The following is a 12,039-nucleotide window of genomic DNA, read 5'->3' as shown; positions in this document are numbered from 1 at the left end:
ACGCATGAGCATTCTTGCGAAAATTTCAGACCCAGCTGATATAAAAAAGCTGAGCCTTTTGGAGATGCGCAGTTTAGCGCAGGAAATTCGCCGTTTTCTCATCACTAATGTGGCGCGTACCGGCGGGCATTTAGGCCCTAATCTGGGAGTAGTGGAGCTGAGCATTGCACTGCATCGAGTATTTGATTCTCCAGCCGATAAATTGATATTCGATACCGGGCATCAAGCATATGTGCATAAATTACTTACTGGGCGCAAAGATTTTACGCAGCTGCGGCAGGCAGGTGGAATCTCCGGTTATCCTTCCCGCCGGGAATCGGTGCACGATATTGTCGAAAATTCGCATGCCAGTACTTCGCTTTCGTGGGCAGATGGAATATCGCGCGGAATGCAACTCCAAGGAGATGATCATTGTGTAGTCGCCGTGATAGGTGACGGCGCTATGACTGGCGGCATGACCTGGGAAGCTCTGAATAATATCGCAGAAGATACCAGCCGGCGGCTCATAATAGTGCTCAATGATAACGGGCGTTCTTATGCACCTACTATCGGCGGTATGGTGCGAAGGATTGATTCTTTTAAAAAAATTGATGAATTTCGCATCAGTAAAGAATATGAAGAACTTCTGGAACGCATTAAAAGCAATTTAAAAAAATCGGGGCTTCCCGGGAATTTGGTCTACGACACCTTGCGTGGATTGAAGCACGGAGTAAAAGGCGCACTGGTAGATGCAGGTATTTTTGATTCCTTGCGTTTGAAGTATATAGGCCCGATTGATGGGCATAATTTGGAAAATTTACTGGAAGCTTTCCAAATGGCAAAAGATTACGGCGGGCCAGTGGTGGTGCATACTATTACGGAAAAAGGCCGTGGCTATAAACCTGCAGAAGAAAACATGGCAGATCATTTTCACGCTGTGGGGCGTATTCACCCCGAAACAGGCTTGCCAATCGTCGAATCTCGCTTCGGCTGGACGAGTGTATTCTCTGAAGAAATGCTGCAGCTGGCGCGGAAAAATCCCCAACTAGTCGGTGTGACGGCGGCAATGCTGCTACCAGTGGGTTTAGGGCCTATGCAGCAGGAATTCCCGGAGCGCATAATTGATGTGGGAATTGCCGAGCAGCACGGCATGACGATGAGTGCCGGATTGGCGAAAGCTGGTATGCATCCGGTATTTGCCCTCTATGCCACCTTTATGAATCGGGCTTTCGATCAATTGCTGATGGATGTGGCGCTGCATAATGAAGCCGTAACTATCTGTTTAGATCGCTCTGGTATTACGGGTGACGATGGACCCTCCCATAACGGTATGTGGGATCTTTCGCTGGCTGCTATGATTCCGGGCTTGCAGGTGGGAGTGCCGCGCGATGGGGAGCGGTTGCGAGAATTATTGCGGCAGGCAGTGCAGATTTCCGGCCCGACGCTGCTGCGCTATCCGAAAGGTCCAGTACCGCCCGATATTCCCGCTATTGCGAAACGAGGAAGCCTCGATGTGCTCTTTTCGCGATCGCTGCCGGGAGAAAAACCGCTCTTAGTGATGGGCGTGGGAGCCTTTAGTGCTTTAGCTGTGCAGGGCAGTCAGCTAGCAGATACTGGCACTCTCGTGGTAGATCCGCGCTGGATTCTCCCTATTGCCGAGGATCTATTACAGTTGGCGGAAGAAGTAGCTGGGTTCGTGGTGCTGGAAGATGGCTTAGTAGACGGGGGAGTAGGCAGTGAATTGCAGCTTGCTCTGCAAAAGCAGGGTATTGTGCGCCCCGTGCTCGCGCTGGGAATCAATAAAGAATTCATTATGCAAGGTAAGAGAGCCGATATCTTAGCTGCAGAAAATCTGACGCCGGCAGGAGTGGCACAAGAAATTACTAATTTTGCCGCGGCAATAAAGAATAAACAATAAAGAGCAAAGCTATCTAGAGCGAGTATTTACTGGGTAGTCGCCGAAAGTGCCTTCACCACTTCTTGACACTGCCAATTACGCGCACCCCAAGTAAGTAGTTTTTCTTGCAAATCGGAATAATCTTTCCAGCCTTCCCAAGCGGCGCGTTTTTGTAGTTGCGGCTTTAATAGCACTTCTTGGCGAATCCCTAACTGCGCAGCGTAGTTAAGTACAGCTGGGCGGAGCATATTCCAGCGTTCATAGGCGTCCCGGTGGGTATGCTGCCAGCGGTTTACTGGCGGAAAAAGGCTGGGCTTTTCCAGCAACTTTTCCGGTAATTCTTCTAGCGGAGATTTCCACGCTTCGTTAATAGCATCCCACCATACCGCAATATCTTTTTTCCGTATCCGCGAACGCATCTGCGGAGCTGAGCGTACATCGGCTTGGGAGCGGGGGCGGCGTTTGGCTAAGGCTCCTAAATCGCGCGCCGGAATCACCAAATCTGGCGCTAAATCTCGGGCTTTGGCGAGTTCATCGCGGCGTTGCCAGAGCAGTTCCAGCATTCTAAAGGCGCGGCGATCTTTAATGCCGTTTTGCCGGGCCGCTTTTCGCCACGGCTGCTTTTTCGGTGGGCGGGGCGGGCGCGTACGTACATATTCGCATTCTTCTTCCAGCCAAGCTGCTCTGCCGGCCCGCTCCAGCTCCACTGTGAGTTTATCTTTTAATTCATGCAGCAGCTCTACATCCAAAGCCGCATAGGCGCGTAATTCTGCTTCCAGCGGCCGCCTCGACCAATCTGCCCGCGAGTGCTCTTTTGCTAATTTATATCCCAGCACATGTGCGGTCATAAACTGTAGAGATACGCTCTCGTATCCGAGAAGCAAACCAGCTATTTCGGTGTCAAAAAGTCGGCGGGGGCTTAAGCCTAATTGCGCCAGGCAGGGAAGATCTTGATCAGCTGCATGCAAAATCCATTCTGCGTGCATTATCTGCGTTAGCGGCGCTAGTTCAGTTTCGATTCCCACCGGATCTATAAGGAAAATTTCTCCTCCGCGTCGCTTTATTTGCACTAAATAGGCGCGGCCAGAGTAGCGAATCCCCATTGCGCGTTCGGTATCTACTGCGAATTCTCCATTGCCGGCACCGAGCGCAGTTATTGCTTTCTGAATATCCTTATTGACTAACTCGGGTATTCCACCGCGGGGAGCGGATAAAAGAGTGCCAGGTAGCTCCGCTAGATTCAAATTTTTTCTGCCTTTCGCGGTAGCGAGCTGATATTTTCCACAAAAGGAGGTAGGCCGGCCAAGGAAGCGGCAAAATCAGCCCAAGCGTGCAAGTGTTCGGTCAAATAGGGAGTAGCAGGGCTCCAGGAAGCGCGTAATTCCAGTTCAATGCGAGAAGAATTTATATATAGTCCACCGAAAGTCTCATTGAAGATACGAGTGACGGTGCCGCTGAGGTTATGAAAAGACGCTCCCTGTTTTTGCAGAGCTTCTGGCAGCCAAGACCAAGCTACTTCGCCTAGTAATGGGTCGTCACCCATTTCACTTTCGATAGGGGCGCGGGCGTGCACAATAACGCGAAAATTACCTTCCCATGCACTTTGCCCGGCGGGGTCATAAAGTACTACAAATTTGGTGTCTCCCAGATAGTGATCAGGATCTAAATCTGCCGTATCGTTTATTTCCGCTTGTAATGCGACTGCCCAAGGAGCTATACGAGTAGGAGCAGGGATTTGCGTAATATGAAATTCGGGTCGAAAACTTTGCCCTTTTAAGGATTCGAGGGCAGTACAGAAATCGCGAGGAGGAGTTTCCGAATCAGACACACCTGCACTTTACCGCCCCAAAGCGTTTTTTCCCTCTAGGCACGCCGATTTCTCGAGGTAATCGAGATGTGAGCGGCTAGTGAATTTAATTTTTGCTGGCAGTAATTCCGGAGAGTTTACTGCCAGTATCTTTAGATTTAGTAGTTTTCCTAATAAATACAATCACCGAGCGGGCGGGCACCGTAAAGCACATTTTTGCTTTCAGAGCCGCTGGCAAATCTATTTTTGTGCTGGTAGCGAGCACTAATTCCCACGGTTGCGTATTTTCGGATTCAGGGATAGTGAAGGTTAAATCTTCTTCGGAAGCATTAAAAGCGAGGAGGAAATCATCATCGGTAATATTTCGCCCGTGGGAATCAGGTTCCAGAATTTTATCGCCGTTTACAAAAATAAGTAAGGAACGCGCATAGAAAGTATCCCAATCTTCGGCTGTCATATAGGACGCATCGCCGCGCATCCATTCGATATCTCCCTGGGCGCTAGTGCCACCTCGCAAAGCTTCGCCGCGTAAGAAACGGCGCCGGCGGAATACGGGGTGATCTTTCCGCAGTCTTATAAGTTGCTGAGTGAAAAAGAAAAGTTCTTTTTGCCAGTCTTCCACTTGCCAGTTAATCCAAGATAGCTCATTATCTTGGCAGTAAGTATTATTATTTCCTTCTTGGGTAGTGCCTATTTCATCTCCGTGTGAGAGCATCGGCACTCCTTGGGAAAGCAACAGCGTAGTGAGAAAGTTTTTCATCTGCTGTAGGCGCAAGGCATTAATCTGCGGATCAGTGCTGGGCCCTTCGGCTCCGCAATTCCAAGAGCGGTTATGGGATTCCCCGTCGGCGTTATTCTCGCCATTTGCCTCATTGTGTTTTTCGTTATAAGACACTAAATCGCGTAGCGTGAAGCCGTCGTGCGCCGTAATGAAATTAATTGAAGCTACGGGGCGTCTTCCGGAATTTTCATAAAGATCAGAAGAGCCCGAAAAACGGGAGGCGAAGTCATCTAGCAGGGAAGGTTCGCCGCGCCAAAAATCGCGCATAGTATCCCGATATTTTCCATTCCATTCGGTCCAAAGGGGAGGAAACTCGCCTACGTTATATCCACCGTCGCCAATATCCCACGGTTCGGCAATCAATTTCACCTGTGAAATAATCGGGTCTTGTTGGATGATATCGAAAAAAGTGGAAAGTTTATCTACGTCATGTAATTCGCGAGCCAGCGTCGATGCTAAATCAAAACGGAAACCATCCACATGCATTTCCGTAATCCAATAGCGCAAAGAATCCATAATTAACTGCAGAGTGTGTGGAGCGCGCATATTTAGAGAATTTCCGGTGCCAGTGGTATCAAAATAATGGGCGGCATCGTCGGGCACCAAGCGGTAATAGTTTTGATTATCCAAACCTCGGAAAGAGAGGGTGGGCCCTAAATGATTTCCTTCCGCGGTGTGGTTGTAGACGACGTCTAAAATCACTTCAATATCGGCTTCGTGAAGTGCTTTTACCATAGATTTGAATTCATCTACCTGTTTGCCGGGGCCTTTTTCGGAGCAATAAGTATTCTGAGGTGCAAAGTAACCTATGGTGTTGTAGCCCCAGTAGTTAGAAAGTCCTTTTTCCGTCAGCGAGGTGTCGTTTACAAACTGGTGTACCGGCATGAGTTCCAGTGCCGTAATCCCCAAATCTTTTAGATACTTAATCGTAGTGGGGTAGGCAATTCCCATATAGGTGCCGCGCAAATCTTCCGGCACTTCTGGATCGAGCTGGGTAAGTCCTTTTACATGTGCTTCGTAGATGACGGAGTTGTGATACTCGTGGGCGGGTGGGCGATCGTGTCCCCAATCAAAATAGGGGTTATGTACCACCGAAAGCATCGTATGCCCGAGTGAATCTTCCGCTAGGTGCTCCTGTGGATTTGCGAAATTATAAGAAAAATTGGCTTGATGATTATCCACTTGCCCGTCAATTGCTTTTGCATATGGATCGAGCAGAATTTTACTGCTATCGTGGCGCAGGCCTTTTTCGGGAGCGTATTCTCCATAAGCGCGGAATCCATAATGCTGGCCGGGGCCGATTCCGGGAAGGTAACAGTGCCATACGTAGCCGTCTATTTCACTTAGATCAATTCGGGTCTCTTGCAAATCTTTATCGATTAAACAGAGCTCTATTTTTTCTGCAGTAGAAGAGAAAACGGCAAAATTAGTGCCACTACCGTCGTAAGTAGCTCCGAGTGGATACGGAGCACCGGGCCAAACTTCCATATATAACTTCTTTTCTCGCTGCGAAATTCGCGCATATTTTCGGGAGTTATGTGTTCTTATTTACTAGGTTTTGCTAAGTTTCCTTAACTTGCTAGGTTTTCTTATTTACTAAGTATAGCGAAGAGTTATCTGCGTATAGGGAAGAGTTATCTGCGCAGGGGGAGCGTGCCGCCTTTTAATAGGCATTTCTTTTAGTAGTGGGCGATACTGGGATCGAACCAGTGACCTCTTCCGTGTGAAGGAAGCGCGCTACCCCTGCGCCAATCGCCCATAACGCAGATAATCGTATATCGACCTTGCACTTTTCGCAAACTCCCAGAGGTGGCGCAGGTCATCTTCTCTGATTGGACAGGAGAGGGAAATTTTCGCTATATTAGTTCCGCACCCGTTAAGGGAGCACATGTGCGGATGTAGCTCAGTTGGTAGAGCACCACCTTGCCAAGGTGGGGGTCGCGGGTTCAAGTCCCGTCATCCGCTCCAGGGCAAAGCAGATGCACTGCTCAAACTACGCGGTGGGTTGGCCGAGAGGCGAGGCAGCGGCCTGCAAAGCCGTATACACGGGTTCGAATCCCGTACCCACCTCCAAGATTCATCTTTCCTAAACAGAACTAAGGGCGATTGGCGCAGAGGTAGCGCGCTTCCTTGACACGGAAGAGGTCACTGGTTCGATTCCAGTATCGCCCACCATTGATTGTTATTTGCGTGATTTTATTTACTCGATTTTAAGTACTTTTCTTTGTGCAGCTTTTAGGTAATTTATTTACGCGATTCCTGCCTAATTTTATTTCCTCAATTCTTGCGTAGCTATTTTCTCTGATTCTCGGGATTATTTAGGGATTTACTCGGTTTAGTAGTGTTAGCGCTGGAAGTTTTACCTAGTACACAAAATCATTTACTGTCGGTAAAATTCCGCGGAAGTATTTCGTACTTTTCGTGAGTAATTTCCAAGTTTTTTCTAAGTTTCCCCTAAATTTTTCTTCGTTAATTTTAGGGATAGCACTAAAAAGTGCGTAGACTATAAATGATTCAATCCACAGGTGCCCCGGTAGCGCATCTGGATATACAGGAGGAAATAGTGAATCTCATAGTAGATGGCGTAGAAGTAGAAATTACCGCTCAGGTAAGCGGAATTGAATATTTTGCTTCGAATCGCAAAATCGTTGCTCTAAAAGTAGCGGGAGAATTGAAAGACTTAGCCACCGATTTGGCTACAATTCCCGCAGGTACACAAGTAGAAACAGTTTTAATTGACAGCCCCGAAGGTCTGAATATTCTGCGCCATTCTGCTACGCACGTACTGGCACAAGCTGTGCAAAATAAATTCCCAGAGGTAAATCTCGGAATTGGTCCTTTTATTACCGATGGTTTCTACTATGATTTTGGGAATATCGATGCAGTCACTCCTGAGCTGTTAAAAGAGCTCGAAAAAGATATGAAACGGATTATAAAATCTGGGCAACGTTTCGTGCGACGCGTGGTGAGTGAAACAGAAGCACGCCAGGAGCTTAAGAATCAGCCTTATAAATTAGAACTAGTTGATCTAAAAGGCGGAAGTGATGCTGATAATGATCAAGCAGCCGAAGGAGCTTCGGTGGAAGTGGGCGGCAGTGAGCTCACTATGTACGATAATGTAGATCGCAATGGCCACTGCGTATGGAGTGATTTATGCCGCGGCCCGCACTTGCCTAATACCAAACTAATTGGCAACGGTTTTGCGCTCACTCGTTCTTCTGCTGCTTATTGGCGGGGGGATCAAAAGAATGATTCTCTGCAGCGCATTTACGGCACTGCGTGGGCAAGTAAAGAAGATTTGCTCGCTTACACGGAGCGGATTGCGGAAGCAGAGCGGCGTGACCATCGCAAACTAGGTGCGCAGCTCGATCTATTTTCTTTCCCTGATGAAATAGGCTCCGGATTAGCGGTATTCCATCCGAAAGGTGGAATCGTGCGGATGGAGATGGAGAACTATTCCCGGCGCAAGCACCTAGAAGGTGGATATTCTTTCGTGAACACTCCGCACATTACGAAAGCGAATCTTTTCCAGGTTTCCGGCCATTTAGATTTTTATGCCGATGGTATGTATCCGCCCATGCACATGGACGAAGAGCGAGATGCGGAAGGCAATATCACTAAGCAAGGGGCAGATTATTATTTGAAGCCCATGAATTGCCCGATGCACAACCTTATATATCGTTCCCGCGGAAGATCTTATCGTGATTTACCTTTGCGGCTTTTTGAATTCGGCACCGTATATCGCAATGAAAAATCGGGAGTGATTCATGGGTTGACGCGTGCCCGCGGTTTTACGCAAGATGACGCCCATATTTACTGCACTCGAGAACAGATGAAAGAGGAACTTTCCGGTTTGCTTAACTTCGTGCTGGAGCTTCTCAAAGATTACGGCTTAGATGATTTCTATCTGGAATTATCTACGAAGAATCCGAATAAGTATGTAGGAAACGACGAAGTGTGGGAAGAAGCGACTCGCACTTTGGCAGAAGTAGCAGAAGCTTCCGGGCTGGAGCTCGTGCCAGATCCAGAGGGAGCTGCTTTCTACGGGCCGAAAATTTCGGTACAAGCGCGGGATGCGCTCGGGCGCACCTGGCAGATGTCTACAATTCAGTTAGATTTCAATTTGCCGGAAAGATTTGAGCTGGAATATACGGCAGCAGATGGAAGCCGCCAACGTCCGGTTATGATTCACCGCGCCCTCTTTGGCTCTATTGAGCGTTTCTTCGGAGTGCTTACTGAGCACTACGCAGGAGCCTTCCCGGCTTGGCTAGCACCAGTGCAAGTGCGTTGTATACCGGTTGCCGATGCTTTTATTCCGTATCTAGAAGAAGTGGCGGCGCAGCTGCGGGAAAAGGGAGTGCGGGTGGAAATAGATACCTCTGCCGATCGTTTCCCGAAGAAGATTCGCAATGCGGCAAAAGAAAAGATTCCTTTTACGCTCATTGCTGGCGGGGAAGATGCAGCTGAACAAGCGGTATCCTTCCGGATGCGTGACGGATCGCAGCACAACGGTATCCCGCTTGCCCAAGCAATAGAGCATATTCTTAGCGATATAAAAGATCACCGCAATCAGTAGCGATTTAACTGCCACTTTTGGCTTTCGGGAAAATTTAAAAAAGCTTTATATAAGAATTTTTTGAAATAGTTTTCCGAGAGCCGGCGGGGCAGGTGGTGAGGCGAGAAAGTAGGAGGAGTTTTGCTTAGCAGATCGGGGCGCCCCTTGGCGCAAAAGATATTCGGACCAGTCGCACGTCTCTTCGTGCGGCTAGGTATTTCTGCTAACACCGTCACCGTGCTGGGTACTCTGCTCAGTATTATCACTGTCTTGGTGTGTTTTCCGCTGAATCACCTAATACTGGGGGTGGTAATCGGCGGAATACTGGTAATTTTCGACAACTTAGATGGGCAAATTGCGCGTATGACCGGCACCCAAAGTGCCTGGGGCGCTTTTCTGGATTCTTCGATGGATAGATTCAGTGATTCCGCAATTTTTGTAGCTTTGATTCTGTGGGGGTATTTTCAAGCTACGCCTGCGGCTCGCCCTTGGATGATGTTAGGTGCCCTTTTAGCGTTAATTTTCAGCATTATAGTTTCGTATGTGCGGGCGCGGGCAGAAGGAATTGGCTACGGAGCAAGCATCGGAATTGCGGAACGAGCTGATCGTTTAGTGTTGGCAGGCGTCTGCATTATTTTAGTCGGATTTGGTCTCTCCGATTGGATACTTGTGGCGGGAATGTGGATATTAGCTGCACTTTCGTTTATTACTATCATGCAGCGTATGTGGGTGGTATATAAGCAAACGCAGCAAGATGGGCTTTCTACAGTGGCCAAGTCTGCCGGAGTGGAAGTGGCAGCGCCGAAAGAGGAAGAAAAGTGAATATAATGCGCGTATTTCGCGCTGCTGATTTCCTAGTGCGGCGTTTTCCGGAGCCGTTTTCGCGGAGCATTTTCGAAGGTATTGGAATTATCGCCGGGTTCTCTAATCTCAAAGGAGTCGCCCAACTGCGCAAAAATTATCAGCGTTTAGTTCCTTTACCTACGAAATTTGCTCAGCGGCGGCGCTCGAGCCGAGCTATGCGTTCCTATATGCGTTATTATCATGAAGCTCTGCTTTTGCCTTATCTAGAGCCGGAGCAAATTTTAGCGCGGGTAAGCGTGGAAAATCTTGCGCAGCTCCGGGAAGTATTAGCAGAAAATTCTTGTAGCGGTGCACTTTTCCATCTAGGAAATTGGGATTTAGCCGGGGCTTGGGCAAATATTGCTCTGGCACCTGTACATACGATTGCCGAAAAATTACAGCCGCCGGAACTAGCGGAGAGCTTTTTGAATTTTCGCCAATCCTTAGGTATGACTATCTATCCCGCAATAAAAGGTGGCAATGCGACTGGCAAATTAGCGGCGGATATGCGAGCGCAACGTTGTTTTACGCCCTTGCTGTGCGATAGAGATTTGAGTGCACGTGGCGTAGAGGTGGAATTAGGGGGATATCCAATTCGAGTTGCGCCCGGCGCGGCGATTTTAGCAATTCGTACCAATACGCCGATGTTTCCGGTCTTTATTTTCAGTGAAAACTTTGCTGCTGATAAAAAACGCCGTAAACAAGCCGGAAGTAAATGGGGAATTCATATTCAAGTGGGAGAGCCCATTTATCCACCTCAGCATATTCCGGAAGGAAAAATTCCGGAAAATCTGTTGATGGAAATGAATCAGGCTTGGATGATACAAGCTGTGCCGGCTCTAACCGCACACCTGGAAGATTGGCATATGCTGCAAAAACTCTTTGTAGCTGATTTAGATATGGAGCGCTTGCGCCGCGCAAAAGAACGCGCGCAACTGGAAGCTAAAGCGCAGGTAGAAGAGAGTACGCAAGTGCCGATAGAAGGTGGCGAGCAAGCGTCGACGGCGCCCGCCGAACTCGCCGCGGCTGCGGATAAAAAGCAGGGAATCCAATGAGAATCGGTATTGCCTGTGGGTATTCGTGGGATGTAGCGGGTGGAGTGCAAATCCATATCCGCGATCTAGCTCAAGAATTAATTGCGCAAGGTCATGAAGTACAGGTGATTGCGCCAGCAGAAAATCCGGAAAATTTAGAGCCATTTCTCACCTCGGTAGGGGGAGCTATTCCTATTCGCTATAACGGATCGGTGGCGAGATTAGCTTTTGGCCCCAAAGTAAATCTCGCAGTTCGAAATTGGCTGCGGGAGGGAAATTTTGATGTACTGCATGTGCATGAGCCTTTTACGCCCTCAGTTTCTATGCTGGCACTTATGAATGCGAAATGCCCAGTTGTTTCTACCTTCCACACCGCTATGGATAAATCGCGGATATTTTCGCTTTCGGCGCCGCTCCTAGTGCCTATTTTGGATAAGATAACGGCGCGTATAGCGGTATCTCAAGAAGCTCGCCGTACTGCGGTGCAGTATTTAGGCGGCGATGCTTGGATAATTCCCAACGGTGTAAAAGTGGAGAATTTGCAAATCACCGCGCCCGATTCGCGTTTTGCAGGTCATCCCGATCAGCCAGTGCTGGCTTTTCTAGGTAGGTTAGATGAACCTCGGAAAGGTCTACCGGTGGTAGCAGCAGCGTTTCCGGAAATTTTGGCGCGTTATCCCCGGGCTCGGCTCCTCGTAGCTGGGAGAGGGAATATAGAGCAAGGGAAGCAACTTTTTGGCTCTTATGCCAGCTCTGTGCAATTTTTAGGAGGTATAAGCGACGCCGATAAAGCAGCTTTATTGGGAAGTGCAGATATCTATTTAGCTCCTAATACCGGCGGCGAATCATTTGGAATTATTCTCGTAGAAGCTATGAGTGCGGGAGCCTGCATCGTCGCTTCCGATATTCCAGCTTTTCGCGCTGTCTTAGAAGAAGGTAAATATGGCTTCCATTTCCGTAATGAAGATGCCACTGATTTAGCAGCCGTAGTAAATAAGGCTTTAGCAAATCCACAGCAGCGCCAAGAAATTAGTGCCCGGGCTGCCCAGGGGGCCTGGAAATATGATTGGGGAAGCGTGGCTAAGCGGATTTTTCACGTCTACGAAACGGCTATTAAGATTTACCAGACGGAGGTGGATTAAC

Annotated in this window: 8 protein-coding genes and 4 tRNA genes; 8 read left to right on the top strand and 4 right to left on the bottom strand. The window is 48.6% G+C overall.

Annotation, left to right across the window (positions count from 1 at the left end; translation table 11 throughout):
* Positions 1-4 precede the first annotated feature (4 nt).
* The gene (gene dxs, locus BQ7117_RS04765) at positions 5-1,897 is read left to right on the top strand and encodes a 1-deoxy-D-xylulose-5-phosphate synthase (RefSeq protein WP_073996435.1); all 1,893 of its coding nucleotides are present in this window, start codon (positions 5-7) and stop codon (positions 1,895-1,897) included.
* A gap of 26 nt (positions 1,898-1,923) precedes the next feature.
* Here dxs and BQ7117_RS04760 read toward each other — a convergent pair whose 3' ends face one another.
* The 4 genes from BQ7117_RS04760 to BQ7117_RS04745 form a co-directional block, all read right to left on the bottom strand.
* Positions 1,924-3,120, bottom strand: coding sequence for an HRDC domain-containing protein (locus BQ7117_RS04760; protein WP_073996434.1), 1,197 nt, complete (start codon positions 3,118-3,120; stop codon positions 1,924-1,926).
* Entirely contained in the window at positions 3,117-3,704 is a 588-nt protein-coding gene (locus tag BQ7117_RS04755) for a DUF3000 domain-containing protein (RefSeq protein WP_073996433.1), read from the bottom strand. Before BQ7117_RS04755 ends, BQ7117_RS04760 begins: the two co-directional genes overlap by 4 nt.
* Before the next feature lie 85 nt (positions 3,705-3,789).
* Complete coding sequence (gene glgX / locus BQ7117_RS04750; protein WP_073996432.1) at positions 3,790-5,952, bottom strand: glycogen debranching protein GlgX; 2,163 nt, start codon at positions 5,950-5,952, stop codon at positions 3,790-3,792.
* Between the two features lie 198 nt (positions 5,953-6,150).
* Positions 6,151-6,222: transfer RNA gene (locus tag BQ7117_RS04745), tRNA-Val, on the bottom strand.
* Positions 6,223-6,356: 134 nt separating this feature from the next.
* On the opposite strand from BQ7117_RS04745, the gene BQ7117_RS04740 reads away from it, so the two are divergent.
* The 7 genes from BQ7117_RS04740 (at position 6,357) to BQ7117_RS04710 (ending at position 12,038) form a co-directional block, all read left to right on the top strand.
* Positions 6,357-6,432 (top strand) — tRNA-Gly (locus BQ7117_RS04740).
* A gap of 31 nt (positions 6,433-6,463) precedes the next feature.
* Positions 6,464-6,537, top strand: a tRNA-Cys gene (locus BQ7117_RS04735).
* A 27-nt stretch (positions 6,538-6,564) separates the two neighbouring features.
* Positions 6,565-6,639: transfer RNA gene (locus tag BQ7117_RS04730), tRNA-Val, on the top strand.
* Between the two features lie 388 nt (positions 6,640-7,027).
* Positions 7,028-9,040, top strand: coding sequence for a threonine--tRNA ligase (gene thrS, locus BQ7117_RS04725; protein WP_073997001.1), 2,013 nt, complete (start codon positions 7,028-7,030; stop codon positions 9,038-9,040).
* A 120-nt stretch (positions 9,041-9,160) separates the two neighbouring features.
* Positions 9,161-9,841 carry a phosphatidylinositol phosphate synthase gene (pgsA, locus tag BQ7117_RS04720; protein ID WP_073996431.1) on the top strand — a complete coding sequence of 227 codons (681 nt, stop codon included), beginning with the start codon at positions 9,161-9,163 and terminating at the stop codon, positions 9,839-9,841.
* Between the two features lie 5 nt (positions 9,842-9,846).
* Entirely contained in the window at positions 9,847-10,917 is a 1,071-nt protein-coding gene (locus tag BQ7117_RS04715; RefSeq protein WP_237563088.1) for a phosphatidylinositol mannoside acyltransferase, read from the top strand.
* Complete coding sequence (locus BQ7117_RS04710) at positions 10,914-12,038, top strand: glycosyltransferase family 4 protein (protein WP_073996429.1); 1,125 nt, start codon at positions 10,914-10,916, stop codon at positions 12,036-12,038. Before BQ7117_RS04715 ends, BQ7117_RS04710 begins: the two co-directional genes overlap by 4 nt.
* Position 12,039 lies beyond the last annotated feature (1 nt).

It is taken from the genome of Arcanobacterium urinimassiliense (assembly GCF_900119495.1).
Taxonomy (GTDB): domain Bacteria; phylum Actinomycetota; class Actinomycetes; order Actinomycetales; family Actinomycetaceae; genus Arcanobacterium_A; species Arcanobacterium_A urinimassiliense.
The sequence above is the reverse complement of the archived record's forward strand: the minus strand, read 5'-3'. Positions and strand labels throughout refer to the sequence as shown.

What these genes read in the sequence shown, in the direction of transcription:
- BQ7117_RS04710 (WP_073996429.1), top strand. Translation starts at nt 10,914, where the DNA reads ATGAGAATCGGTATTGCCTGTGGGTATTCGTGGGATGTAGCGGGTGGA.
- dxs (WP_073996435.1), top strand. Translation starts at nt 5, where the DNA reads ATGAGCATTCTTGCGAAAATTTCAGACCCAGCTGATATAAAAAAGCTG.
- glgX (WP_073996432.1), bottom strand. Translation starts at nt 5,952, where the DNA reads ATGGAAGTTTGGCCCGGTGCTCCGTATCCACTCGGAGCTACTTACGAC.
- BQ7117_RS04715 (WP_237563088.1), top strand. Translation starts at nt 9,847, where the DNA reads ATGCGCGTATTTCGCGCTGCTGATTTCCTAGTGCGGCGTTTTCCGGAG.